The 25,750-nt window shown below is 69.7% G+C and carries 24 protein-coding genes and 1 pseudogene; 5 read left to right on the top strand and 20 right to left on the bottom strand.

What is annotated here, in order from left to right; genetic code table 11:
* The first annotated feature begins 275 nt into the window (after positions 1-275).
* Together ABNF93_RS04885 and ABNF93_RS04880 are read left to right on the top strand one after the other, a co-directional pair.
* Complete coding sequence (locus ABNF93_RS04885; protein ID WP_349326308.1) at positions 276-2,156, top strand: ABC transporter ATP-binding protein; 1,881 nt, start codon at positions 276-278, stop codon at positions 2,154-2,156.
* Complete coding sequence (locus tag ABNF93_RS04880) at positions 2,156-3,979, top strand: ABC transporter ATP-binding protein (RefSeq protein ID WP_349326307.1); 1,824 nt, start codon at positions 2,156-2,158, stop codon at positions 3,977-3,979. The genes ABNF93_RS04885 and ABNF93_RS04880 overlap by 1 nt, the downstream gene beginning before the upstream one ends.
* 53 nt (positions 3,980-4,032) lie before the next feature.
* Here the strand turns inward: ABNF93_RS04880 and ABNF93_RS04875 are convergent, their stop codons facing one another.
* The 6 genes from ABNF93_RS04875 to rpsB all read right to left on the bottom strand — a co-directional run bounded on the left by ABNF93_RS04875 (position 4,033) and on the right by rpsB (position 9,118).
* Positions 4,033-4,620, bottom strand: coding sequence for a histidine phosphatase family protein (locus tag ABNF93_RS04875; RefSeq protein WP_349326306.1), 588 nt, complete (start codon positions 4,618-4,620; stop codon positions 4,033-4,035).
* Positions 4,621-4,622: 2 nt separating this feature from the next.
* Complete coding sequence (locus ABNF93_RS04870; RefSeq protein ID WP_349326305.1) at positions 4,623-5,498, bottom strand: phosphatidate cytidylyltransferase; 876 nt, start codon at positions 5,496-5,498, stop codon at positions 4,623-4,625.
* Between the two features lie 110 nt (positions 5,499-5,608).
* Positions 5,609-6,163 carry a ribosome recycling factor gene (frr, locus tag ABNF93_RS04865; protein ID WP_349326640.1) on the bottom strand — a complete coding sequence of 185 codons (555 nt, stop codon included), beginning with the start codon at positions 6,161-6,163 and terminating at the stop codon, positions 5,609-5,611.
* A gap of 117 nt (positions 6,164-6,280) precedes the next feature.
* Entirely contained in the window at positions 6,281-7,039 is a 759-nt protein-coding gene (pyrH, locus tag ABNF93_RS04860) for a UMP kinase (RefSeq protein WP_349326304.1), read from the bottom strand.
* A 161-nt stretch (positions 7,040-7,200) separates the two neighbouring features.
* On the bottom strand, positions 7,201-8,019 hold the full coding sequence (tsf, locus tag ABNF93_RS04855) for a translation elongation factor Ts (RefSeq protein WP_349326303.1): 819 nt from the start codon (positions 8,017-8,019) through the stop codon (positions 7,201-7,203).
* Between the two features lie 118 nt (positions 8,020-8,137).
* Positions 8,138-9,118 carry a 30S ribosomal protein S2 gene (rpsB, locus tag ABNF93_RS04850; RefSeq protein WP_349326302.1) on the bottom strand — a complete coding sequence of 327 codons (981 nt, stop codon included), beginning with the start codon at positions 9,116-9,118 and terminating at the stop codon, positions 8,138-8,140.
* A 697-nt stretch (positions 9,119-9,815) separates the two neighbouring features.
* Between rpsB and ABNF93_RS04845 the strand changes: the two genes are divergently transcribed.
* Positions 9,816-10,610, top strand: a complete 795-nt coding sequence (locus ABNF93_RS04845; RefSeq protein WP_349326301.1) for a M23 family metallopeptidase — start codon at positions 9,816-9,818, stop codon at positions 10,608-10,610.
* A gap of 69 nt (positions 10,611-10,679) precedes the next feature.
* Here ABNF93_RS04845 and ABNF93_RS04840 read toward each other — a convergent pair whose 3' ends face one another.
* The 5 genes from ABNF93_RS04840 to ABNF93_RS04820 form a co-directional block, all read right to left on the bottom strand.
* Positions 10,680-11,870 (bottom strand): aminotransferase class V-fold PLP-dependent enzyme, encoded by a 1,191-nt coding sequence (locus tag ABNF93_RS04840; protein ID WP_349326300.1) that lies wholly within the window; start codon positions 11,868-11,870, stop codon positions 10,680-10,682.
* Between the two features lie 86 nt (positions 11,871-11,956).
* Positions 11,957-12,967, bottom strand: coding sequence for a tyrosine recombinase XerC (locus ABNF93_RS04835; RefSeq protein ID WP_349326638.1), 1,011 nt, complete (start codon positions 12,965-12,967; stop codon positions 11,957-11,959).
* A 132-nt stretch (positions 12,968-13,099) separates the two neighbouring features.
* Positions 13,100-14,323 (bottom strand): DNA-processing protein DprA, encoded by a 1,224-nt coding sequence (dprA, locus tag ABNF93_RS04830; protein ID WP_349326299.1) that lies wholly within the window; start codon positions 14,321-14,323, stop codon positions 13,100-13,102.
* The gene (locus tag ABNF93_RS04825; protein ID WP_349326298.1) at positions 14,320-15,906 is read right to left on the bottom strand and encodes a YifB family Mg chelatase-like AAA ATPase; all 1,587 of its coding nucleotides are present in this window, start codon (positions 15,904-15,906) and stop codon (positions 14,320-14,322) included. The genes dprA and ABNF93_RS04825 overlap by 4 nt, the downstream gene beginning before the upstream one ends.
* 1 nt (position 15,907) lies before the next feature.
* The gene (locus tag ABNF93_RS04820; RefSeq protein ID WP_349326297.1) at positions 15,908-16,267 is read right to left on the bottom strand and encodes a YraN family protein; all 360 of its coding nucleotides are present in this window, start codon (positions 16,265-16,267) and stop codon (positions 15,908-15,910) included.
* A gap of 196 nt (positions 16,268-16,463) precedes the next feature.
* On the opposite strand from ABNF93_RS04820, the gene ABNF93_RS04815 reads away from it, so the two are divergent.
* Both ABNF93_RS04815 and araD read left to right on the top strand, forming a co-directional pair.
* Positions 16,464-18,164: a thiamine pyrophosphate-dependent enzyme gene (locus tag ABNF93_RS04815; protein ID WP_349326296.1), complete on the top strand. Its 1,701-nt coding sequence runs from the start codon at positions 16,464-16,466 to the stop codon at positions 18,162-18,164.
* A gap of 25 nt (positions 18,165-18,189) precedes the next feature.
* Positions 18,190-19,950, top strand: a complete 1,761-nt coding sequence (gene araD, locus ABNF93_RS04810) for an L-arabinonate dehydratase (protein ID WP_349326295.1) — start codon at positions 18,190-18,192, stop codon at positions 19,948-19,950.
* Between the two features lie 16 nt (positions 19,951-19,966).
* On the opposite strand, the gene ABNF93_RS04805 is transcribed toward araD, so the two are convergent.
* From ABNF93_RS04805 to rpsP, 9 genes and pseudogenes are all read right to left on the bottom strand, one after another.
* A complete protein-coding gene (locus tag ABNF93_RS04805) occupies positions 19,967-20,716 on the bottom strand; it encodes a ribonuclease activity regulator RraA (protein ID WP_349326294.1) in 750 nt (249 codons plus the stop codon).
* A gap of 12 nt (positions 20,717-20,728) precedes the next feature.
* Positions 20,729-21,061, bottom strand: coding sequence for a DUF2469 domain-containing protein (locus ABNF93_RS04800; protein ID WP_349326293.1), 333 nt, complete (start codon positions 21,059-21,061; stop codon positions 20,729-20,731).
* Between the two features lie 179 nt (positions 21,062-21,240).
* Positions 21,241-21,882, bottom strand: a pseudogene (locus tag ABNF93_RS04795) (ribonuclease HII); the annotation flags it as partial.
* Positions 21,883-21,912: 30 nt separating this feature from the next.
* Positions 21,913-22,797: a signal peptidase I gene (gene lepB, locus ABNF93_RS04790; RefSeq protein ID WP_349326292.1), complete on the bottom strand. Its 885-nt coding sequence runs from the start codon at positions 22,795-22,797 to the stop codon at positions 21,913-21,915.
* A 79-nt stretch (positions 22,798-22,876) separates the two neighbouring features.
* On the bottom strand, positions 22,877-23,236 hold the full coding sequence (gene rplS / locus ABNF93_RS04785; protein ID WP_349326291.1) for a 50S ribosomal protein L19: 360 nt from the start codon (positions 23,234-23,236) through the stop codon (positions 22,877-22,879).
* A gap of 175 nt (positions 23,237-23,411) precedes the next feature.
* Complete coding sequence (gene trmD / locus ABNF93_RS04780; RefSeq protein WP_502877536.1) at positions 23,412-24,200, bottom strand: tRNA (guanosine(37)-N1)-methyltransferase TrmD; 789 nt, start codon at positions 24,198-24,200, stop codon at positions 23,412-23,414.
* 12 nt (positions 24,201-24,212) lie between these two features.
* On the bottom strand, positions 24,213-24,722 hold the full coding sequence (gene rimM / locus ABNF93_RS04775; protein WP_349326290.1) for a ribosome maturation factor RimM: 510 nt from the start codon (positions 24,720-24,722) through the stop codon (positions 24,213-24,215).
* A 33-nt stretch (positions 24,723-24,755) separates the two neighbouring features.
* Positions 24,756-25,004: an RNA-binding protein gene (locus ABNF93_RS04770; RefSeq protein ID WP_349326289.1), complete on the bottom strand. Its 249-nt coding sequence runs from the start codon at positions 25,002-25,004 to the stop codon at positions 24,756-24,758.
* Positions 25,005-25,007: 3 nt separating this feature from the next.
* The gene (gene rpsP / locus ABNF93_RS04765; protein WP_349326288.1) at positions 25,008-25,553 is read right to left on the bottom strand and encodes a 30S ribosomal protein S16; all 546 of its coding nucleotides are present in this window, start codon (positions 25,551-25,553) and stop codon (positions 25,008-25,010) included.
* Between the last annotated feature and the right edge of the window lie 197 nt (positions 25,554-25,750).

Raw genomic sequence — 25,750 nt, 5'->3', positions numbered from 1 at the left:
CCGACCGCGCTCCGGGGAGCGGCACCGCGCGACAGGGCCTTTAGCGGGAGGCCGGCGGATGGCGTCCGCCGGCACATTCTTCGGCCGTAAATTCTTCTACGCACATTGCTCGGCCGAGACTTTATCACCGGCCACCGACAACCTGATCTCGGCGAAATTCGGTTGGTAATTCCGGCCGTCTTCGTGCTAGAACAGTCTTCGTCTCACGCTTGCTGCGCCGGCACCGGAAGCGACGTGCGACCACCACCTCGTGTCCCTTCCGGAGGCAGCGTCTCGTGGCCACCCTCACCTCAGAGTTCACCGTCGTCGACCAGCACCGCACCGACCGTCGCAGCCCGATCCGCTGGATCCTGTCCCACCAGTGGCGTTACCGGCGCTACCTCGTGGGCCTGCTGGGCGGATCGCTCGTCATGGTCGTGCTCAACTCCGCGATCCCCGGCCTCACCGGGGCGGCCTTCGACGCCGTCCTCGCCGGGGGCGAGTCCGGGCGGTCCCGGCTGGTCCTGATCGTGGTCGCGCTGATCGCCATCGTCCTGTTGCGTGGCGTCTTCGACCTGGCCGCCCGCATGTGCACCGAGATCCTGGCCAAGCGGCTCGAACGCAACGCCCGCGAGGAGCTCTACACCAGCCTGCTCGGCAAGAGCCAGACGTTCCACACCCGCCAGCGGGTGGGCGATCTGATGGCCCGCGCGGCAAACGACGTCCGCCAGCTCTCCTCGATGGTCTCCCCCGGCCTCGACCTGATCGTCGACTCGATGCTGCAGGGACTCGTCCCCCTGGTCTTCATCGCGCTGATCGATCCACGGCTGCTGCTGTCACCCCTGCTGTTCGGCGTGGCGTTCGGGCTGTCGCTGCGGCACTACATGCGCCGACTCAACCCGGTCTCCATCCGCATGCGCGAGCAGTTCGGCACCCTCAACGCCGGTCTCAACGAAGCCGTCCGCGGCATCGAGGTCGTCAAGGTGACCGCGCAGGAGGCACAGGAGCGCCGCCAGTTCGAGACCAACGCCCGGGCCTACCGCGACTCCTTCGTCGAGCAGGGGCTCGTGCAGGCCCGCTACCTTCCGCCGCTCCTGCTCGCGGTCGGCACCGCGGGCGCGCTTCTCCACGGCCTCGTCCTCTACCGCGGCGGCGAACTGACGCTCGGGGACCTCGTGGCCTATCTCGGGCTGATGGGGTTGCTGCAGTTCCCCACGATGATCTCGATCTTCACGTTCTCCCTCGTCCAGCTCGGGATCGTGAGCGCCCGCCGGATCATCACGCTGATGGACGACGAAGCAGAGCTCGACCAGAACCCACAGGGCCACCAGGGCCGGATGCGCGGCGAAATCGTCTTCGAGGACGTGTCGTTCGGCTACGGCGACGACCCGGTGCTGCGCAACCTGTCGTTCCGGGCCGAGCCGGGGCAGACCGTCGCGATCGTCGGCGAGACGGGGTCGGGCAAGAGCACGATGACCAAGCTCGTCAACCGGATCTACGACCCCGACAAGGGCCGGATCCTGATCGACGGGACCGACGTCCGCGACTGGACGCTCGACTCCCTGCGTTCGCAGATCTCCACCATCGAACAGGACATCGTGTTGTTCTCCCGGCCCGTCGCCGAGAACATCGCGTTCAGTCTCGGCCAGCGCGCGGACCGGGACGAGGTGATCCGCGCCGCGAAGGACGCGCAGGCGCACAGCTTCATCGAAGAGCTCGACGAGGGCTACGACACGGTCATCGGCGAGCGCGGGGTCACCCTGTCCGGCGGGCAGCGGCAGCGCCTGGCGATCGCCCGCGCCCTGCTCACCGACCCGAGCATCCTGGTGCTCGACGACTCCACCAGCGCGATCGACAGCGCCACCGAGGACGAGATCCAGCGCGCGATCCGGCGCATCCTGCAGGGGCGTACCACCCTGCTCATCACCCACCGGCTCTCCCAGATCCGCTGGGCCGACAAGGTGTTGTTGATCCAGCGGGGCGAGCTCATCGACCAGGGCACCCACGACGAACTCCTCGAACGCTGCCCCCTCTACCGCCGGATCTTCGCCCACTACGACGAGGTCACGCACCCCAGCCCGGACGGCCACGCGGACGAGGAGTGGGGACAGCTGTCGGCCGCAGGCGACCCGCGCGTGGCGACGGCCGTTCCGGCCTACGACGGTGAGGAGGTCTGATGGGCTTCATCATGGAGGGCCTCGACGCCGAGGACTACGACCGGCGCTACGCCGACCGCGACCTGGTCCGGCGGATCCTGCGCTACTTCCGGCCCAAGCTCCCGGCCATGACGGTGGTCGCGGTGATGATCGTCGCCACGTCGGCACTGCAGGCCGTGCTGCCGCTGGTGATCAGCTGGGGCATCGACCAGCTCGTGGGCGACCAGTCCAACTCGTTCCTGGCCATTCTCGTGGCACTCATCCTCCTCTCCGGCGTTCTGGCGTGGGCGACCAACTATGTCCGGCAGGCGCTCAGCGCCCGCGTCACCGGCGACGTCGTGCTCACCATCCGCCAGGACGCCTTCGCCGCCGTCCTCAAGCGCGACCTGTCCTTCTACGACGAGAATCCGTCCGGCAAGATCGTCAGCCGGGTCACCTCCGACACCGACGACTTCGCCAATACCGTGACGCTCACGATGAACCTCCTGAGCCAGGTGCTCCTGGTCGGCTTCGTCACGGCGCTGCTCTTCGTCCGCGATGTGGGACTCGCCCTGCTGACGCTGGCGATCACCCCGATCGTCATCGCCATGGCCCTGGCGTTTCGGCGGATCGCCCGCGACACCACCCGCCGCGCCCAGCGCTCTCTCGCCAGGGTCAACTCCACCGTGCAGGAGACGATGGGCGGAATCGCGGTCGCCAAGAACTTCCGCCAGGAACAGACGATCTATGACGAGTTCCTCCCGATCAACGAGCAGAACTACCAGGTCACGGTCCGGCAGGGCATGGTCTTCGGAGCGATCTTCCCGCTGCTGTTCCTCGTCGCCGGGTTCGGCACCGTGCTCCTGGTGCTGGTCGGCGGGCGCGGCGTGCTGGGCGGTTCGGTGTCACCCGGCGACTGGTACCTCTTCCTGCAGGCGGTCGCGCTGTTCTGGTTCCCGCTGACGAGCATCGCTTCGTTCTGGTCACAGTTCCAGCAGGGGCTGTCGGCCGCCGAACGAGTCTTCGCCCTGGTCGACGCGACACCGAGAGTCCTGCAGAACGACTCCCAGCCGGCCGGTCGGCTGACCGGACAGATCGAGTTCCGCGACGTGACCTTCGGTTACCACCCCACTCAGCCGGTCCTGTCCGACTTCACCATGACGATCCAGGCGGGCGAGATGGTCGCGCTCGTCGGCCACACCGGCGCCGGCAAGTCCACCCTGGGCAAGCTGATCACCCGGTTCTACGAGTTCCAGGGCGGGCACATCTACCTCGACGGGCGCGACATCCGGTCCTTCGACCTCCAGGACTACCGCCGGCAGCTGGGTGTCGTGCCGCAGGTGCCGTTCCTCTTCTCCGGCACGGTGGCCGACAACATCCGCTATCCACGTCCGGAGGCGACCGACGACGAGGTGCGGTTGGCCGCCGACCAGGTAGGCAACGGCGACTGGCTCGCGGCCCTCCCGAACGGGCTGGAGACGGAGGTCGGCGAGCACGGCCAGGCCCTGTCGATGGGGCAACGCCAGCTGGTCGCCCTTGCCCGCCTGCTCGTCCAGGATCCAGCGATCATCATCCTCGACGAGGCGACGGCGAGCGTCGATCCGCTCACCGAGGCCCAGATCCAGGAAGGCCTGGACGTCGTCCTGCACGGGCGTACGTCCATCGTCATCGCGCACCGGCTCTCGACCATCCAGCACGCCGACCGGATCGTCGTCCTCTCCGGCGGGCGGATCGTCGAGGAAGGCGACCACCCCACCCTCATGCGGCGCGGCGGCCAGTATTGCGAGGTCTACAACACCTACTTCCGGCACCAGTCTCCGCACTACCGCCCTGGCACCGGATTCGTCCCCGTCGTCCAGGCGTGACCGCCGCCTGCGGGGGCCGCGACGTCGGCCATCCGAGTGCGTCCGACCGGCCTTCACCCGCTGCCCAGCGCCCACTGGCCCCACTCAGCAACGAGAGTGCCGGTGCCAGTGGTGCGATCGTCGAGTGTGAGTACGCAGTGGTCCGGCATCCGGAGTCGGGTCCAGGCCTCGAAGTCCGGCGGTCGTCCGGTCAGTGCCGAAACGAGGAGCGTCCATGCGGTTCCGTGCCCGACCAGGACCACATCGTCGTCAGGGCAGCTCTCCCGGATCCGACCCACGGCGCCGACCACCCGGTCCGTCGTTGCCCGGCCGGTCTCCCAGTCTGGCAGTGCGGGCCGGTCCAGTTGCTCCATCGACCGGCGGACGATCTGGCGCCACTCATCCGCGCCACGCCACCGCTCGGCCGGGCGGGACATCTCGCGAAGACCATCCACCAGGCCGATGGTCACGTCGGTGAGCGCCCGCGCGGTCTGGAACGCCTTGGGCTCCGGCGAGGAGAACCACTTCGCCGACACCGGAAGAGCAGCCGAACCGCGCAGGTCGGCGATCCCGGTCGCCGCGTCCGGATGCAGCACCCAGCCCGACGCCGGACCGGCATCGGGCACCACGTCTCCATGGCGTACGAGATGGAGGGTGACCATGCTCAGCCCGGAGGGACGAGCAGGGTCAGCACCAGCCAACTCACCAACGCGGTCGGCAGCAGCGAGTCCAACCGGTCCATCACACCGCCGTGTCCGGGCAACAGACTGCCCATGTCCTTGATCCCGAGATCGCGCTTGAGCATCGACTCCACCAGGTCGCCGAGCGTCGCCGTGACGGTCGCGGCCACACCCAGCACCAGCCCTGCCCACCATGAACCGCCGAGCAGGATCACCACCCCTGCCACGCCGACGGCCAGGCAGAACAGCGCCGATCCGATCAGCCCTTCCACGGTCTTGCCGGGGCTGATCTCCGGCGCCAGCTTGTGCCGCCCGAACAACACCCCGGCCACGTAGCCGCCGACATCGCTCGCCACCGCCACCGCCACGAAGATCAACACGCGAAACGGCCCGTCGTCCGGTCGCAGAAGCAGCAGGGCGAACCCGGCCAGGAACGGGACGTAGAGCGCGACGAACACCCCGGCCGTCACGTCGCGGACGAATCCCTCCCGCCCGGCAGGCAACCGTCCGAAGCAGATCGCGAGCGTCGTGAGCCCCAGGGCACCCGCCAGCGCTGGCGTCTGGCCGACGTACGCACCGACCAGCATGCCGACAACGCCGGCCAACAGCGGCACACGCGGGAGCTGCACCCCAGCCGGGCGCAGAGCAAGGGAAAGCTCGATGACGGCAACTCCGACGGCAACCACCACGAAGGCCACGAAGACGGCCTTGACGATGAACAGCGACCCGAGGAAAAGCGCTCCAAGCAGCGCACCCACACCGATCGCCGCCGTGAGGTTGCGGCCGAGTCGGCCGGTACGCCACGACCGCCGCCTCTCGGTGCCTTCTCCCTCAGGCGGTGCGGTCACGATGTCACGCACGGGCGGCTCACGCGGAGGGTGCGTACGGTGCCCGCCGGCGGCTCTGCCGCACCTGTGGCGGGCGCCACGTGGGCCGCTCGCTTCGCCGGCGCCCCCTTGGAGTTAGCCATCTAGACCTCGAGGATCTCTTCTTCCTTGTGCTTGAGCAGGTCATCGATCTGGCTGACGTACTTGCGCGTCGAGGAGTCGAGGTGCTTCTCGCCTCGGGCGACGTCGTCCTCGCCGGCCTCGCCGTCGCGGGACAGTCGGTCGAGCGTCTCCTTCGCGTGCCGGCGGATGTTGCGCACCGCCACCCGGGCCTCCTCGGCCTTGGTCCGGGCGAGCTTGGCGTACTCCTTGCGGCGTTCGGCGGTGAGCTCCGGCAGGGCGATGCGGATCACGGCACCGTCATTGGCCGGATTCACGCCCAGGTCAGAGTCGCGGATCGTCTTCTCGATCCCGGCAAGGGCGTTCTTGTCATACGGCGTGATGACGACGAGTCGCGCCTCGGGGATGTGGAACGACGCCAGCTGCTGGATGGGCGTCGGCGTGCCGTAGTAGTCCGCCTGGAGCTTCGCGAACATCGCCGGGTGCGCACGGCCCGTACGGATCGCGGCGAACTCCTCCTTGGCAAAGTCGACGGCCTTGCCCATCTTCTGTTCCGCGTCGCGGAGAGTCTGGTCGATGGTCACGGTCGCGATCTCCTTGTCCTTGCGTTGTTCGGCCGCCGGCCGGCCGGACCGACCCGCCGCGCGTACGAGCCGATGGTGCTCCGTGGGGCCGTCCGTATTCGAACCGCCCGGTCAGGGGTCAACCGAGACGAGCGTCCCGATCCTCTCACCTCGAACGACGCGGGCGATATTGCCGTCCTGGAGGAGGTTGAAGACGATGATCGGCAACTTGTGTTCCATGCACAAGCTGAACGCCGTCGCGTCGGCGACCCGCAGCCGGCGCCGCAGACATTCGGCGAAGCTGACCTGCTCGAACTTGCGCGCCTCTGGCACCTCCTTCGGGTCGGCGTCGTAGACACCATCGACCGACGTCGCCTTCAGCAGCACTTCGGCATCCACTTCGAGGGCGCGCTGGGCGGCCACCGTATCGGTCGAGAAGTACGGCATGCCCGACCCGGCACCGAATATGACCACCCGGCCCTTCTCGAGGTGCCTGATCGCCCGCCGGGGAATGTAGGGCTCGGCGATCTGGCCCATCGTGATCGCCGTCTGTACGCGGGTGTCCACGCCCTGCTTCTCCAGGAAGTCCTGGAGGGCGAGGCAGTTCATGACGGTGCCCAGCATGCCCATGTAGTCGGCCCGGGCACGATCCATGCCGCCCTGCTCGAGCTCTGCGCCCCGGAAGTAGTTGCCGCCTCCGACGACGACCGCCACCTGCACCCCGTCCCGGACCACCTCCGCCACCTGGGCGGCGATGCTCGCCACGACGTCAGGATCCACGCCGAGCTTCCCGCCACCGAACACCTCGCCGGACAACTTGAGGACAACCCGGCGATACGGCATCGGAGTCGTGCCAGGGGCCGGCGAGGCCGGGACCGTTTCGGTCGTCATAGCGCTACTCCCACGACATCAGCCTCCACGACCCCGCCTCCTCCTCCACCGACGTTACGTGGCCATCGGCCGCACGGTGCGTACCGGCCGCCCGAGTGTCGGCATTGTGGTGGTGTCCCGCGCGGAAATTGTGGTGATCCGCGCGATGTGGTCTTTCCGTGCTACTGGCCCACCTCGAAGCGTGCGAAGCGGGTCACGGTGACGCCCGCCTCTGCCAGCGCCTGTCCCACGGTCTTCTGCTGGTCGTGGACCGACGGCTGCTCGACGAGCACCGCGTCCTTGAAGAAACCGTTCACCCGGCCCTCGACGATCCGGGGCAGTGCCTGCTCCGGCTTGCCTTCGTTCCGAGCGGTTTCCTCAGCGATCCGGCGTTCGCTCTCGACAACATCAGCGGGTACGTCATCGCGGGTGACATAGTCCGGACGCATCGCCGCGATCTGCATGGCAGCTGCCTTGGCGGCGTCCTCACCGGTGCCTTCGTACGCCACCAGCACGCCGACCTGCGGCGGCAGGTCGGTCGCCCGCCGGTGGAGGTAGACCGCGGTGTTCCCCTCGAATGCCACAACCCGCCCGATGGCGAGCTTCTCGCCGATGACGGCGGCGAGCGCGTCGATCGCCTCGGCAGCGGTCTTGCCGTCTGAGCTCTTCGCGGCGAGGAGCTCGTCGGAGCTGGAGACCTTCGCCGCACTCGCCAGTGCGACAAGATCGTTTCCGAGCGCCTGGAACTGCTCGTTCTTCGCCACGAAGTCGGTTTCGCAGTTGATCTCGAGGAGGGCGCCGTCCTTGGCGACGACGATGCCGTTGCTGGCGGTGCGTTCGGCACCCCGCTTGGCCGCCTTGGCGGCCCCCTTGACGCGGAGTACCTCGACCGCCTTGTCGAAGTCGCCCTCGGCCTCGGTGAGGGCATTCTTGCAGTCCATCATTCCGGCCCCGGTTGCGTCGCGGAGCCGCTTGACGTCGGCCGTGGTGAAGGTGCTCATCTGCTCTGGTGATCGCTCTCTTGGTCAGTGTCGGTGTCAGTTCCTCGTACGCATGGCGCCGAGGGCGGGCGCCCGGTCCGGCGCCGTGGGAAGCTCGCGGCCCGGGCGGGTCAGGGACTCACGCCTGGTTGTCACCGGTGGGTGCGGCCGCGCCGGCGTCAGTGCTGGTCGCCTCTGTCGCGTCGGCCGCCGCCTCGGGTGCCGCCTCGCCCGGCTGCGCCGCAGCGCTGTCCGGACTCGCAGCGGCCGGCTGCTCCGCACTGGTCGCGGACGGCTCCGCCGGCGTACCGGCCTCGGCTGCTCCCGCTCCCGCGTCCGCCTCTGACCGGGCGAGCAGCTCGCGCTCCCACTCGGGCAGGGGCTCCTCGACGCCGAGCTCCGCACCGACCTGCGCCTCTTCACCGGCGCCTGCCCGAGCCATGAGCCCGTCGGCCACCGCGTCGGAGACGATCCGGGTGAGCAGAGCGACGGAGCGGATCGCGTCGTCGTTGCCGGGGATCGGGAAGGTCACCTCGTCGGGATCGCAGTTGGTGTCGAGGATCGCGATCACCGGGATGCCGAGCTTCTTCGCCTCGTCAACGGCGAGGTGCTCCTTCTTGGTGTCGACGATCCACACCGCGCTCGGAAGGCGCTGCATCCGGCGGATGCCGCCTCGGGTGCGGTCGAGCTTGTCGCGCTCACGCCGCAGGCCGAGAAGCTCCTTCTTGGTCATGCCGGAGCCGGCTACGTCGTCGAAGTCGATCTCCTCGAGATCCTTCAACCGCTGGGTGCGCTTGTAGGTCGTCTGGAAGTTGGTGAGCATGCCACCGAGCCAGCGCTGGTTGACATACGGCATGCCGACCCGCATCGCCTGCTCGGCGATCGCTTCCTGCGCCTGCTTCTTCGTACCGACGAAGAGAACCGACCCGCCGCGCGCCACGGTGTCCTTGACGAACTGGTACGCCCGGTCGATGTAGGACAGCGACTGCTGCAGGTCGATGATGTAGATGCCGTTGCGCTCAGTGAAGATGTAGCGCTTCATCTTCGGGTTCCAGCGCCGGGTCTGGTGTCCGAAATGTACGCCGCTCTCGAGCAGCTGCCTCATCGTGACGACGGCCATGGCCGCGTGCCTCCTCCGCGTCCTCGACGGGACGCGCTCTCGGTTCCTTGGCCCGTGACCGAGTGGCCCGGGCCCCTGACGCTCGCGCACACCAAGCCCGTTGGATGCTGTCGACCCGACGGGACCGAGAGGTGTGCCCGCTTCGCTGGGGAAGCGGAGAGCGAGCGTGCGTAATGTGATGCTGATTGTGCTGTGGGATGTTGCCCCTCAGATCCCACACCGTGTGTGTCTGCCTGATGTCACATCGTGGCAGAGACGAGGTGCGAGACCCGACGGAAATGCCCGGTGAAGTGTACTCGATGGTCCGGCCGCTTCCTGCCACCCTCATGGTCAGCACATTTTGTCCACAGCAGTCGAATCGGCATCGTCATCCACAGGCATTCCCTGCCCGCCTCCCGCCCACGCCCCCGTCGTCGACGATCAGTGCATGACCAATTCCTACCCGCCGACGCGAACCCGCCGCTCTCTGCTCGCCTCACCCGGCCCACCGCTCACGGCTCGACCGCCTGACGGGCGCGCGCCAGCCGAGTCCTGTGCACGGTCTGAGCACCCTGGGCGGTTCTGGACGCGGCACCGATGGCCCCTTCGGACCGTTCTCGTCCTTCTCGTCATCCTTGTGGGGACCTCCCTCCCTCTGGTCACGGCACACGCCGCACCGGATCGCTGGGGATGGCCTCTGTCACCGCGGCCGGAGGTCGTGGGTGCATTCGACCGACCCGACTCGAGGTGGGGTGCCGGGCACCGCGGCGTGGATCTGCTGGGAGCGGAGGACCAGCAGGTTCGCGCGGCGGGTGCGGGCGTGGTCACCTACGCCGGGCTTCTCGCCGGACGAGGTGTGGTGGCCGTCTCGCACGGTGTCCTGCGGACCACGTACGAACCCGTCGCCGCGGCGGTCGACGTCGGTGCGCGCGTGTCCACCGGGACCGTGCTTGGCACCTTGACCGGAAACCAGAGCCACTGCGCGCCCCGCGTCTGCCTGCACTGGGGTGCCATCCGGGCCGGGGCGTACGTGAACCCGCTCAGCCTGGTCACGCCGTCCACGCCTCGACTGCTACCGCTCGGTGATGCCGGGGCCCCGGTCACCCTGAGAGGGCCCGCCCCGTCGCCCGGCGACCCTGGCCGGGATGCGGGCCCTCGGACGTCCGCACCGGCCACGGCGGTGCCCGTCTGGAGGAGTGCTCAGGCCGATGTCGCGGCCGTGCCAGGCACAGGCGGTGAGGGCCACGGAGACAGTGACACGTCCGTCGATCCGGCAATGCGCAAGCTCTCCGCCGCTGTCAGCACTTTCGCGCCACCGGCCGCGGGTGCCTTGGCTGGCGCCATCGCCGCCGGGGTGGTGGTCCGCCTGAGTCGACAGTCCCGCGGCGGTGGCCCGTCACCGCCCGTCCCACCGCCGTACTGGCCTCCCACATCCGCGTCCCGCCGCGATCCCGGAGGCGGAGGCGTGATCGACCTCGCCACCGTGCGACAACGACTGCGCGACGCGGCCTAGCCTCCACTCGTCGATCCTGAAAGGCGATCGGGACCTGCGCGACCTCAGGGACTCAGCGACCTCAGGGACTCAGCGGATGAGATCGGACAACCCGACCGCCAGCCGGTCGTACTCGGCGGGCGCGTTGTACACCTGCGCGGACAGCCGGATCCACCCCCGACCCGACCAGCTGATCACCGCCACCTCGGCGCCGATCTTGTCGGCGATGCTGGCGTACAACCGCGCGGCCTGCTCTTCGGTCGCGGCCACGCCGCGGGGCAACGGAACCAGTCGCATGGACATCCGCGGATCGCTGGACACGTCCGCCAGGGACACGCCGAGCGCGGTGGCCAGGGTTTCCTGAGCGTAGGCAACCAGGGTGCTGTTGTGCCGTCGTACGCGGTCCACTCCGAGGTCCTCGAAGAACCGTACGGCGTCGGGGAGCGACAGCCAGGCCGAGTCGTCGGTGGTGCCCTGCTGGTCGAAGGAGGTGGGATAACCCTGCTCGTCGTTCCATGAGATGACGAGCGGGCGGATCGACTCGCGCCAGCGTGGGGCGACCCAGAGCGCGGCGACGCTACGGGCCGCGAACGCCCACTTGTGAAAGTTGCCCACCCAGAAGTCGACACCGAGCGAGTCCAGCCGGACATCCAGCATGCCGGGCGCATGAGCGCCGTCGACAAGCGTCGGGACGTCATGCGACCGCGCCATCTCGGCGATGCCCCCGACCGGAAAGGCGCGTGCCGTGGGCGAGGTCACCTGATCAACGAGTACGAGCCGAGTCCGTGGACCCACGGCCTCCGCCAGCCGTTGCACGACCTCCTCGTCGGATGCCGTCAAGGCGATCTTGACAGATACGACCCGAGCGCCCGCCGCTCGCGCGAACCTCTTGGCGGCAAGTGCGACGGCACCGTAGCCATGATCGGTCAGGACGATCTCGTCGCCGGCGCGCAGGCCGAGCCCGGCGAGGACCGTACTCACCCCGGCCGTCGCGTTGGCGACAAGCGCCACAGCCTCGAGCGAGGTCTGGAGAAGGCTCGCGCCCGCCTGCCGCGCGGCGACGATCGACGGCGTCCGAATCGTCCGGAAGTACCGCATGGGGTTGGCGTCGATGAGATCGCGCCACCGGTCCTGCGCCTCGCGCACGGGCCCCGGCACCGCGCCGAACGAACCGTGGTTGAGGTGAGCTCGGTGCGGGTCGAGACTCCAGGATTCCCGCACGCCTGGCCAGTCGGGGCCCCACAGCTCGTTCGAACCTTCTGCTGCCACATCGGCTGTCACGCACGTCGATTCTGCCAGCCCTCGCCGCCCCGCCGAGCCACCGCCCGACCGAACTCGCCGCGGGGCAGCACGCGTTGGGCGTCAGGTCATGCCCGTGGATGTGCTTGGGCGTAGACCTGGCGCAGTCGTTCGGCGGAGACGTGGGTGTAGATCTGTGTGGTGGCGAGCGACGCGTGCCCGAGCAGCTCCTGGACGCTCCTGAGGTCCGCGCCGCCTTCGAGCACGTGCGTGGCGGCCGTGTGCCGGAGGCCGTGCGGCCCGAGGTCGGGGGCGTCGGGGACGTCGGCGAGCCGTTGATGGACGAGCCTGCGCACCGCGCGCTGATCCATCCGGCCTCCTCGGGCTCCCAGGAACAGCGCGGCACCACTTGCCGGTCGAGCCAGCGCCGGCCGGGCCCGACCGAGGTAGTCGGCAAGGGCCGTTGCCGCGGGCACACCGAACGGTACGGACCGCTGCTTGTTGCCCTTGCCCAGGACGCGAACAACCCGCCTCTCGTCGTCGACGTCGTCGACGTCCAGGCCCACGAGCTCTCCCACTCTCACGCCGGTGGCGTACAGCAGTTCCAGGATGGCGCGATCTCGACAACCGACCGGGCTGCCGTCGTCGCTGGCCACGGCGGCGAGTTCGAGCAGCCGGGTCGCCTCCTCCCGGCGAAGAACGCCCGGCAGCTTCCTGTGCGGCTTCGGAGTACCCAGAAGTACGCCGGGATCCGTGGAGATGGTCCCACGCCGGTGTGCCCACGCCGTGAAGGTGCGGATCGCCGCCGCTCGGCGGGCGAGGGTCGTGCGAGCACGCCCGGACGCCTGCATCTCTGCTAGCCAGCCGCGCAGGTCCCGAATGTCCAACCCTTCGAGCTCAGACGGTGCCGGGTCCGGCGGACCATCCGGCCGGGCCTCGGCCGCGTCGGCCGCCGTGTGACCCGCAGGTGCGTCCTCGGGCGTCGCAAGGTGCTCCAGCAGGCTCTGGACGTCGCCGAGGTAGGCACGAATCGTGTGCCGGGATGCCCCGCGCTCCACGGACAGGTGGCGCTCGAACTCCACGAGGAGTGCGCGCCCGGCAGCGGAGAGCGCACCGCCATCCGCAGTGCCGGGTCCCACGTCGCCGGATTCGAGGTTGTCGGATCCCAGGTTGTCGGATTCGAGGTTCGCGCCGGCCACATCCCGACGGTGGCCCATCGTCTCCGTGAACGCAAGCCGCCACCCTTTCGACGGATGCCCGCACCCGGTCCATCAGAGGCTGTCCCGACCCGCAGTCGACGGATGGCGGCGATTGGCACGCTCACGTGCCGAAAGCCGCCAGCCGTTGCCCTGTCGCTCGACGTATCCGACCAGGAGGAGCTCCCCCAGCGTGCCGAGCACCTCGTCGGGCGGGATCCCCGCCGCGGACGAGATTCCCGCGACGCCGCCCGCGCGGATGACCGGCACCGCCTCGAGAACCTGCCGTGCGCGGGCGTCGAGGTCGTCGCGGGGGCGTCGTTCCCCGAGCTTGGCAGGGGCGAGGTTCTCCCCTATCCGGCTGATCTGCTCAACGACCTCGTCGGCATCGGTGACGAGGGTCGCGATGCCGTCGCGGAGCAGCCGGTGTACGCCAGCCGAGGTCATCGACGTCACCGGTCCGGGTACGCCCATGACCTCTCGATGGCACCGCTCGGCCCAGGCTGCGGTGTTGAGAGCACCGCTGCGCAGGGCAGCCTCCACGACCAGCGTGCCCTGCGTAAGCGCGGCAATCAGCCGGTTGCGGATCAGGAACCGCGGCCTGCGCGGAGTGGACCCCGGTGGTACCTCGCTGACGATGAGGCCCTCTTCGGCGATCCAACCAAGGAGCTGTTGGTGGGCTCGTGGGTAGGCGACGTCGACTCCCGACGCCAGGACAGCCACTGTCACCCCTCCGCCCGCCAACGCGCCCCGGTGGGCGGCGGCATCGATGCCGAAGGCCGCACCCGAGACGACCGTGATGCCGCGATCGGCGAGGCCAGCCCCCAGCTCGCCCGCGATGTACTGGCCGTATTCGCTGGCAGCGCGCGCACCCACCACAGCACACGACCGTGCGGTCACCAGTCTCAGATCCGCCTGCCCTCGCACCCAGAGGGCCAGTGGTACCCCACCGCGACGCTCGATCGCCCCGGCCGACGCCAGCACGTCGAGCGCTTCGGTCCACTCGTCCTCTCCGGGACACACCAGGCGCGCGCCGATGCGAGCAGCCTGGTCGAGGTCGCGCGCCGGGGAACTCGTCGCGAGCCTCGTCTGGTAGTCACCGAGCGCCCGCCCGGGAAACTGCCCGGACTCAATCGCCTGGACGGTCGCTTCGGCGCCGTGCTCACCGACGAACCGGGCAAGGACGAGATCACCCGGCTCGCCCATCGTCGTCAGAGCAGCGCACGCGAGCCGCTCGGCATCGGAGACGGCGCGACTCGGCTGAGCACCTGCCACCGCGTCCATCAGCTCCTCGCTCATCCTGCCCGCCTCCGCGTCTGGATGGGTTCGTGGCCGAGCCGCATCGTCAGGGCCGCGAACGTGTCGTGGCGGGACGGTCGGTCACGACTCGCAAGGTCGGCGAGTGTCCACGCGATCCGAAGGACCCGGTCTGCACCGCGGGCGGTCAACCAGCCGGCGGACAGGTGGCGCTCCAGCGCGGGCAGCGCCGACGGCTCGGGCGGCCAGCGTCTGCGTAGCTCATAGCCGGGGACGTGGGCATTGAGCGACCACGGCAGTCCGGCATAGCGGTCGGCCTGGCGTTCCCGCGCCGACCGGACCCTGACGGCGACGACCTCGGTTGACTCGACCAGCTGCTGGTCGGCCCGCATCTCCGCCCGCGAGACCGGCTCCACCAGTTGGAGGAGGTCGATCCGGTCCCGGATCGGGCCCGACAGTCGATGCTGGTAGCGGGTGCGGGCCTGGGAACTGCACGTGCAGTAGACCCCCTGGCCGTACGCACGACCGCAGGGGCACGGGTTCGCCGCGAGTACCAGCTGGAACCGTGCCGGTAGCCGCGCCGTTCCCGCCGAGCGGGCGATCACCACCTCGCCGTGCTCCAGTGGCTGGCGGAGCGAATCGAGCACGCTGGGCCGGAACTCCGGCGCCTCGTCGAGGAAGAGGATGCCGCGATGAGCGAGCGAGACGGCGCCTGGTCGGGCGACTCGCGCACCGCCACCCACGATCGCCGGCAGCGAAGCGGAGTGGTGCGGATCGCAGAAGGGCGGCCGGACGATCAGCGGCGCGTCGGCCGGTAGGAGTCCCGCGACCGAATGGATCGCCGTCACCTCGAGCGCGGCGACCAGCGGCAGATCCGGGAGCAGGGCGGGCATGCGTTCGGCGAGCATGGTCTTGCCCGCACCGGGTGGGCCCGACATGAACAGATGATGACCACCCGCCGCGGCCACCTCGACCGCGCGCCGTGCGGCGGCCTGGCCCAGCACCTCGGCAAGATCGAGCCCGTCGAGGCGGTCCGGGCGGCGGAGCCCGCCGTGTTCGTCCACGGCCGCGGCTTCGGCGGCAGAAACGTCGGCAGGCTCGTCCGGAATCTCGTCGCCGCGGAGCAGGGCCACGACCTGACGCAGCGACCGGACCCCGAAGACCTCGGCGTCCTGGACCAGTTTCGCTTCGCCGACGTTGGGTTCCGGGACGACGAACCGCCGCCAGCCCACCGCCGAGGCGGCGATCACGGACGGCAGGGTGCCGCGGACCGGCTTGACCCGCCCGTCGAGCCCGAGCTCACCCAGGATGATCACCGGATCCAACGCCGTCTGAGGGATGACGTCCGCGGCACCGAGCACCGCCAAGGCGATAGCCATGTCGAAGTGGGCGCCGGCCTTGGGGAGAGTGGCCGGTGACAACGCCACGGTCAGTTTCCGCTGCGGCCAGTCCTGATCGGAGTTGGTGACCGCGGCCCGGACGCGTGAGCGCGCCTCGGCCAGGGCCGTGTCGGGCAGGCCGACCAGCCCGAAGCCCGGCAGGCCGTTGCCGATGTGCGCCTCCACCTCGACGACGTGCCCTTCCACGCCGGTCAGCGCCACCGAACGCGTACGCGCGAGGGCCATCTCAGTCCACTCCGCGTACGTGCTCGATGACGGCCGGGCAAGCGTCGCTCCGCAGCACACCCACGACGTCGATGCGGACGCCGCCGCTGCGGGCCTGCGGGTGACTGGCCAGCCATCGCCCGGCAAGCCGGCGGAGCCTCGCCGCCTTCTCCCAGGTGACGCCTTCCAGCGGTGTCCCGAAACCTAGCCCGGAGCGGGTCTTGACCTCGCAGACGACCAGGACCGCGCCGTCGAGGGCCACGATGTCGATCTCTCCCAGATCGCAGCGCCAGTTGCGCTCCAGGACGACGAATCCGGCCTCCTCCAGATGCTGGACGGCCAGGTCCTCTCCCTCGCGCCCGATCACATTCTTCGCGTGCACCGGCGTTCACCTCCTGGGAACACCCTGGCGCCGGAGGTGGGAGCGGCCGGCGCGGGCGGCAACCGCTGTGGAAAAGCACGCCGATCTGCCGACTGTGGACAAAACGTGGCAGCGATGGCGTCGTCGGGCATCGGTGAGGTACGAAGGAGCCAGGCATCCACGCCAGTCGAGCGAACCCTCCGGAGTCCACGCCGAAATGTCACAGAACGTCGCGAGGACCGTCGTACGGCTTCTCGCCGACGCCGGCGTACGCACCGCCTACACCGTCCCAGGCGAGTCCTTCCTCTCCCTGCTCGACGAACTCGACGCCGAACCCCGCATCAGGCTGGTCTCCACCCGGCACGAGAGCGGTGCGGCGTTCATGGCGGAGGCCGAGGGCAAGCTGACCGGGCGGCCCACCCTCGCCCTGGCCAGCCGGGGACCTGGCGCCACGAACCTCGCGATCGGCATCCACACCGCCCACCAGGACCAGACGCCGGTGATCGCGATCCTCGGCCAGGTCGAGTCGGACGTCCGGGCGAGCGAAGGCCGCGAGGGTTTCCAGGAGGTCGACCTCGCGGCTCTCTACGCGCCCCTCACCGTCTGGTCGCACGAGCCCTCCCGGCCCGCCGACGTCCCGCGGGCGACCGCCGAGGCCCTCACCCGCATGTACGCACCACGCATCGGCCCGGTGGCGCTCAGCGTTCCGGCCGACTTCTGGGCCGAGGCGTACGACGGCGAACCCCCGAAGCCCACCGCTCCCGCGCCCTCGACGCCTGAGGCGCTCGCGGCCGCCACCCAGGATCTCGCCGCGATGATCGCCACGGCGAAGCGTCCGGTCGCGATCGCCGGCCCAGGAGACCGCGTGGGCCGAGAGTCGCTCCGCCGGGCCTCGGAACGCTTCGGTTTCGGCGTCTACGTCGCGTTCCGCCGGCAGGACGCGTTCGGTGAGGACCACCCGCACTTCCTCGGCCACCTCGGCCTGGGGACCACGCCGGCCGTTCTGGAAGCGCTGGACGATGCCGACCTGGTGATGGTCCTCGGCACCCGGCTCGACGCGATCACCTCGCAGGAGTTCCGCTATCCCCTGCCCGGCCAGCGGCTGGTGATACTCGGTCGCGGCCTCCCCGAACACCAGCCCGCGTCCGGGACCGTACGCCTCGATGCCGACCCGCAAGCTGTCCTTGACGCTCTGGCCGGCGACGCCGGACACGAGCCAGGCGGCACGGACTGGCACGACCCGCACCAGGCGGCGCTGGACTTCTCCCACCACGCCGCGAGGGTCGGCAGCCGACCCGACGCCGTCACCGCCACCCGACCCGACGCCGGCGCCGGTGGCATCCATCCCGCCGACGTGATCACCACGCTGCGCCGGATCGCTCCGCCCGATGTGATCCTGACGAACGACGCCGGCAACTTCTCCGGCTTCTTCCACCGTTACTGGCGTTTCCAGACCAGCCACCGGCTGCTCGGCCCGTGCAACGGCGCGATGGGCTACTCCGTCCCCGCTGCCGTGGCTGCCAAGCTGGCCGCACCGGACCGTACCGTTGTGGCGCTCGTCGGCGACGGCGGGATCCTGATGACGGGGCAGGAGATCGAGACCGCCGTACGCCATGGCGCGCCGATCGTGGTGCTTGCGTTCTCCAACCGGATGTACGGCACGATCGCCATGCACCAGGCCCGGGCGCAGGGCCGCCTTGCCGGAATCGAGATCGGCGCTCTCGACCTCGCCCGTTGGGCCGAGGGCCTCGGCGCACAAGGATTCGTCCTCGACGATCCCACTGCGATCGAGGACACCCTCCGCGCGGCGCTGGCGAGCGGCCGGCCGTGTGTGGTCGACATTCGCACCGACCCTGACGTCATCGCGCCCGAACGCCTCCTCTCCCACCTGCTCGACCCCGGCCAGGGCCGGGCCTGAGACCCGTACGTAAGGAGATCCCCCCTTGTCCAGCGATCGACCCGAGTCCAGCGATCGACCTGGGCCCCGTAAGCGTCCCGACGAGCTCCGCAGCCATGCGTGGTACGGCGACCCGGGCCTGCGCGCCTTCGGCCACCGGTCCCGCACCCGGCAGATGGGCATCGCCGCCGAGGAGCATCTCGGCAAGCCCGTCATCGGCGTCGTCAACACGTGGAGCGAGATCAACCCGTGCCACATCCACCTACGCCAACGCGCCGAGGAGGTCAAGCGCGGCGTGTGGCAGGCGGGCGGTTACCCGGTCGAGCTGCCGGCGATCTCCCTGTCTGAGCCGTTCCAGAAGCCGAGCACGATGCTCTACCGCAACCTGCTGGCCATGGAGACCGAGGAGCTGCTGCGTTCGTACCCCATCGACGGCACGGTCCTGCTGGGTGGCTGTGACAAGACGACGCCCGCCCTGCTCATGGGTGCGGTCAGCATGGACGTCCCCGCGATCTACGTCCCCGCCGGCCCGATGCTGCGCGGCAACTGGCGCGGGAGTGTGCTGGGCAGCGGCAGCGACGTGTGGAAGTACTGGGCGGAGAAGCGGGCCGGCACCATCACCGACGAGGACTGGGCCGAGATCGAGGAGGGCATCGCACGCTCGCCCGGCCACTGCATGACGATGGGTACGGCGTCGACGATGACCTCGGCGGCCGAGGCGCTCGGCATGACGCTGCCGGGAGCGGCGTCGATCCCCGCGGCCGACTCGGCGCACTCGCGCATGGCCGCCGCCACCGGCCGGCAGATCGTGGAGATGGTGTGGAACGACCGGCGGCCGTCCCACATCCTCGACCGGCGCGCCTACCTCGACGCGATCACCGCCGTCCTCGCGCTCGGAGGGTCGACCAACGCCGCCATCCACCTGGTCGCGATGGCGGGTCGGAGCAAGGTGAAGCTGACACTGGACGACTTCGACGCACTGTCGCGGAAGATCCCGGTGCTGGCGAACATCCGCCCGACCGGTGCGTACCTCATGGAGGACTTCTACTACGCCGGCGGGCTGCGCGCGCTCCTCGCCCAGGTGCGTGACAACCTGCACCTGGACCGGCTCACCGTGACCGGTCATACGTTCGGCGAGGTGATCTCGGGCGCGGAAGTTCACGACGCCGACGTGATCCGCCCGTTGGACAAGCCGGTGTGGGCCGAGGGCGGGCTGGCGGTACTCCGCGGCAACCTCGCGCCGGGTGGTGCGGTCATCAAGCACGCGGCCGCCGACCCGCGCTTCCACCGGCACACGGGGCCGGCGGTGGTCTTCGAGAACTACCAGGACCTGCAGCAACGCATCAACGACGAGTCGCTGCCGATCACGCCCGACACCGTGCTGGTCCTGCGCGGTACCGGACCCAAGGGCGGGCCGGGCATGCCGGAGTACGGCATGCTCCCCATCCCCGACCGGCTGCTGAAACAGGGCGTCCGCGACATGCTGCGGATCTCCGACGCCCGGATGAGCGGCACGAGCTACGGCGCGTGTGTCCTGCACGTGTCGCCCGAGTCCCATGTGGGCGGGCCGCTCGCACTGATCCGGGACGGTGACCTCGTGACGCTGGACGTGGCCGCCCGGCAGCTCTCCGTCGACCTGTCAGAGGAGGAGTTGGCCCGGCGGAGGGCGGAGTGGACCCCGCCGGTCGAGGCGTACGGCCGGGGCTACGGCGCGCTCTACCTCGACCACATCACCCAGGCCGAGGAGGGCTGCGACTTCGACTTTCTCGCCCGGGAGGGCACGGTAGCCGAGCCGGAGAGCCGCTGAGGACCCGCACCCGTCGTCACAGCTGGACGGGCGGGGGATTCCGTTCGGCCCAGGCGGCGTAGCGGGCGCGGGTTTCGGTGTTGGGCGGATAGACGCCAGGCAGGGCAGCCCCCGCGGCGATCTCGGCCTCGATGAACTCCTCGAGGTGTTCCTGCGCCACCGCGTCCCGAGCCACCTCGGCGGCCAGGTCCCGTGGAACGCACACGACGCCCTCCGCGTCGCCCACCATGACATCTCCCGGATAGACCGGCACCTCCGCGCAGCCGATCGGCACCTGGAAGTCGACGGCATGGTGCAGCGCGAGGTTGGCGGTCGCGGAGACGCCGGCGGCATAGGCGGGAAGTCCCAGGTCGGCGAAGCTTGGCGAGTCGCGTACGGACCCGTCGGTGACCACACCGGCGGCGCCCCGGCGAAGGAGACGCGTGCCGAGAATGCCGCCCATCGACGCGGCCCGACTCTGCCCCCGACAGTCCATGACGAGGACCTGGCCGGGACTCACCGACTCGACCGCCTTGCGCTGGGGGTGCTCCGGATCCTGGAACACGCTCAGCACGTCGATGTCCTCCCGCGCCGGGATGTACCGCAGCGTGAACGCGGTGCCGACCATCCGTGGCGCCGACGCGTTGAGGGGACGCAGGCCCGGCAGGAACGTGTTGCGCAGCCCGCGGGCCATCAGCTGGGTGGTCAACGTCGCGGTCGAGACCGCCCGCAACCCGGCGATGATGTCGGCGGGGAGCGGCTCGTCGGCCACGGCTCGGTCACCCATTCATGGTCCGCATCAGCGGCTTCCGAACGGGCCGCTGTCGTCCTTCGGGAGCTCCAGGTCGCTCTTGGCGAGCTCCTCGACGTTGACGTCCTTGAACGTCACGACCTTGACGTTCTTCACGAACCGGGCGGGACGGTACATGTCCCACACCCAGGCGTCGGACATGGTGACCTCGAAGTAGGTCTCGCCGCCCTCGCTGCGCACCTTGAGATCGACATGGTTGGCCAGATAGAACCGCCGGTCGGTCTCGACGACGTACTTGAAGATGCTCACGACGTCGCGGTATTCGCGGTAGAGCTGCAGCTCCATCTCGGTTTCGTACTTCTCGAGGTCCTCAGCGCTCATCGCTCGCGCTCCCCTCCCCGATGCAGGCTCCCCGCGGTCACAGTCACCAGGTCCTCGTCGTGTGTAGGCGGCTCCGCGATCCCTCCACGGGATCCGCTGCCGGGGTCGTCGCTGACCCCCGGGCCATTCTCACCCATCTCGCCGACAACAGCGGTGTCCGGTGCCTCCCCGGCGGCGACGGCCGCCCGCATCACATTCACCCAGCGCATCCGGTGCTCCGGACACGCTCCGTAGCGCTCAAGTGCTTCCTGGTGATCGGTCGTGCAGTAACCCTTGTGGGTGGCGAAACCGTATGCCGGATAGCGGTTGTGCAGCTTCCGCATGAGCCGGTCCCGGGTGACCTTGGCGATCACCGAGGCGGCTGCGATACACGCGACCACCCGGTCACCTTTCCACACCGCGAGGCCCGGCGCACCCAGCCCGTCCACCGGAAAACCGTCGGTCAGCACGTACGCCGGCCGCGTGTCGAGCTGGAACAACGCCCGGCGCAATGCCTCGATATTCACCCGATGCATCCCAAGTCGGTCACATTCGCCAGGGGGTACGACGACCACGGACCACGCCAGTGCGCGGCGGGTGACCTGGGCGTAGCACCGCTCCCGGGCACGCTCCGTCAGCAGCTTGGAATCGGCAAGGCCGGGTACCTCGCCTCGCCGACCCGCCGGAAGGATCGCCGCTGCGGCCACCAGCGGCCCCGCACAGGCGCCACGCCCCGCCTCGTCGACTCCCGCGACGGGAGCCATGTCGGCACGCCCCAGCGCCCGCTCATATGCGTACAGGCCCGAGTCCCGGCGGACCACGACGCGACGGGAAGGGGCCATAGGGCCATTGTGACCTGTGGGGGCCACCGGTCAGGAGGTGCCCTGACGGCGGCGCCGGACCAGCCGTCGTAGGCCGGCCAGCGGGAACACGACACCCGCCGCGGCGACCAGGGGCGCCGCGCCGGCCGCGACGCCGGCGGCGAGACCGGCCTCGGCGTAGGCGGGTGGCCGGGTCAGGCCGGCGAGCCGGTCGATGGGCCAGACGACCACGAACGCCCGGCCGAGCACATGGTCGGTCGGGATCGTCCCGTTGCCCGGGTCGCTGAGGTGGGAACGGGAGTCGGCGGACGCGGACCGGTGGTCACCCATCACCCAGACCCGGTTGGGCGGCACCTGGATGTCGAAGGGCGTCGCCGACGGCGTGTCACCGCGGAAGAGATAGCCGGACTCCTCGAGAGGCTTGCCGTTGACCGTGAGGCGTTTCTGTGCGTCACAGCACTGCACCCGGTCCCCTGGAAGGCCGATGACCCGCTTGATGAAGTCCTTCTCCCCCACCGTGGCGAACCCGAACAGTTCGCCCACCTTGCGGAGAAACCCGTCCACCGGTCCGCTCGGCGGGGCGATGACGATCTCGCTCTCCCACGAGTCGGCGCCGTTGAAGACGATCACGTCGCCGCGCTGGATCTCGCCCAGCCGGTAGGCGAGCTTGTTGACGAGCACGCGGTCCCCGGGGACCAGCGTCTCCTCCATCGACTCCGAGGGGATGTAGAACGCCTGGATGAGGAACGTCTTGATCAGGAGAGCGAGGCCGAGGGCGAGGATGACGAGCACGGGCAACTCGCGCCAGAACGACCGTTCCTGTGCGCGCCGGCCCTGCTCGCCGCGCTGGCCGCCGGTCCTGCCGCCGCCGTCGCGACTGCCGTCGGCCGTGCGTTCGGCAACCTCGCGCCGGTCGGACTCATCCTTGGACCGCACCGTCCGCGCCCTCCCCGAGATCGACTCGCGACCAGTCGCGATCTCCCGTGTTCACCGCGTCGAGCCTAGACGACGAGGATCAGCGGCCGGGCGCTGACTCGCGCTTCTCCTTGATCTTGGCCGCCTTGCCGCGAAGGCCGCGGACGTAGTAGAGCTTGGCCCGCCGGACGTCACCCCGCGTCGCGACCTCGATCTTGTCGATGACCGGTGTGTGCACCGGGAAGGTCCGCTCGACGCCGACGCCGAAGCTGACCTTGCGGACGGTGAAGGTCGCCTTGATGCCGGCGCCACTGCGCCTGATGCAGACGCCCTGGAACACCTGGATCCGGGAACGGTTGCCCTCGACGACCCGCACGTGAACCTTGAGCGTGTCGCCGGCCTGGAATGCTGGTACGTCGGTACGCAGGGATGGGGCGTCGACGGCCTCGAGCGAAGTCATGATCTTCTCCTTGTGGTGCCACAGGTCACCACCGGTGGCGGTGGGCAACTCATCGAACGGGGGACAGAAAAGTCCCGAAGCGCCTCCCCTGCGGCAGAAGCGCAACCGGCCGCCGCGGCAAGATCCGCGCGGCGCCAACGGCCAAGTCTGGCATATGAGCCTCGGCGGTGCCGAATCACCCTGGCGACCAGCCTTCGGCGGCAAGGACTTCGCGATCACGGTCGTCGAGAGCATCGCCGGCCACAAGCCTGTCGATCAGGTCGGGCCGGCGGCGGAGAGTACGCCGCAGGGACTGGTCGCGCCGCCAGCGCGCGATCCGACCGTGGTGACCGGACAGCAGCACCTCCGGGACCTCGCGGCCCTCCCAACGTGCCGGTTTGGTGTAGACGGGGTATTCCAGCAACCCGGCCCACGCCCCGCTCGCGTGAGACTCCTCGACCAGGGACTCCGGGTTGCCGATCACCCCGGGCACCAACCGCGCCACGGCCTCGACGATCACCAGGACGGCGACCTCGCCGCCGGCCAGCACGTAGTCGCCGAGCGAGACCTCCTCGACACCCATCCTGGTGGCGGCGTGGTCGAGGACCCGCTGGTCGATTCCTTCGTACCGTCCGCAGGCGAAGAGCAACCAGGGCTCGGTGGCGAACTCCGCGGCGAGCGCCTGCGTGAACGGCCGACCACCCGGGGTCGGCACCACCAGCCTTGGCTGCGGGGCATCGGCCGGAGCAAGCGAGTCGAGCGCCTCGCCCCACGGCTCGGGCCGCATCACCATGCCGGCGCCACCGCCGGTGGGGGTGTCGTCGACGGTGCGGTGGCGGTCGTGCGTCCAGTCCCGCAGGTCGTGCACGCGCAGGTCGATGAGGCCCGCCTCAACCGCCTTGCCGACGAGCGAGAGCCGCAGCGGGGCGAGATAGTCCGGGAAGATCGAGACGATGTCGAGCCGCATCCGGGACCTCCCGTCCATTCCGGCTCCCGTTCATTCCGGCTCGGGGCCGATCAGCCCTTCCGGCGGGTCGATGGTGACGGTCCCGGCGTCGACGTCGACCTCGGGGACGATCGCCGCCACGAACGGCACCAGGATCTCGCGGCCGTCGTCCGTACGCACCGCGAGAACGTCCTGCATCTGCAGGTGGAGCACCTCGGCCACCTCGCCCACGTGTTCTCCACCCACCGTGGCGACTCGGAGCCCCACCAGCTGGTGGTCGTAGAACTCGTCCGGGTCGTCCAGCTGTTCGTCGTCGGGTACGTCGACGACGAGCAGGACACCGCGCAACTGCTCGGCCGCCGTCCGGTCCTCGACACCCTCGAACGCCACCAGCAAACGGGCGCCGTGCCATCGCAGGGACTCGATCCGCACGACACCACGATCGGTCGCGAACTCCGCCCCGACGGTGAACCGCAGCTCCGGTTGGTCGCTGCGGACATCGACGGCGACCTCACCACGGATCCCGTGAGCACGACCTACCCGGCCGACGACGATCTCCATCGATGCCGCCTTGCGCTCCCCCGCTCCGCCGCCCTAGCGGCCGGAGCGCTCGCCGACCTCGACGAAGTCGATGCGCGGAGCGCGTCCCTTGTCGAGGGCGCCGATGACGGTACGGATGGCAAGGGCAGTGCGGCCCCGGCGACCGATCACCCGACCGAAGTCGTCGGGGTGCACCCGCACTTCGTAGGTGCGGCCACGCCGGAGCTCACGAGTCGACACCCGGACCTCGTCCGGGTGAGCGACGATGCCGCGAACCACGTGCTCGAGCGCTTCGGCGAGCACGGATCAGGCCCCGCTCTCGCCCTGGGCCGCCTCGGCTTTGTCCTCGGCCTTCGCGTCAGCCTTGTCCTCAGGCTTCGCCTCAGCTGTGTCCGCAGCCTTCGCTGTCTTCTTGGCAGGCTTCTTCTCGGCCTTGCCGGCCTCGTCGGCGGAGTCCTTCGACTTGCTGCGGGCCTTCTTCTGGCTCACCGCTTCGGTCGCCGGCTCGGAGTGGGCGTCGCGGAGGGCCTCGTCGAACAGCGTCCGCTTGTCGGCCTTCGTCGGGGGCACCTGCAGCGGCTCGGCCGGAGGCGGCTCGCCCTTGAACTTCTGCCAGTCGCCGGTGCGCTTGAGGATCGCGACCACCGGCTCACTCGGCTGAGCCCCCACCGACAGCCAGTACTGCGCGCGCTCGGAGTCGACCTCGATGAAGCTCGGGTTGGTCTTGGGGTGGTACTTGCCGATCTGCTCGATCGTCTTGCCGTCCCGCTTGGTGCGCGAGTCGGCGACGACGATCCGGTAGTAGGGCGCACGGATCTTGCCCATGCGCTTCAGCCTGATCTTGACGGCCACGAGTGTGGTGTCTCCCTGTGTGGATGGAGGTGAGCCAGCGGTGACCGTGTGGGGGTCGGCACGCCGACGGCTCGAGGGGAGCCGGACGATCGCGGGTTGAGAGGGCTCGCGAACGCCGGACTCGGCCGCCCATTGTGCCAGATGGGCAGCGGTGCCCGCCCGGGGCCCACACCAGGGTGGCTCGAGGGCGGTTCTCC

This window comes from Actinopolymorpha sp. B9G3 (genome assembly GCF_040120725.1).
Classification (GTDB): Bacteria; Actinomycetota; Actinomycetes; order Propionibacteriales; family Actinopolymorphaceae; genus Thermasporomyces.
The sequence above is the reverse complement of the archived record's forward strand: the minus strand, read 5'-3'. Positions and strand labels throughout refer to the sequence as shown.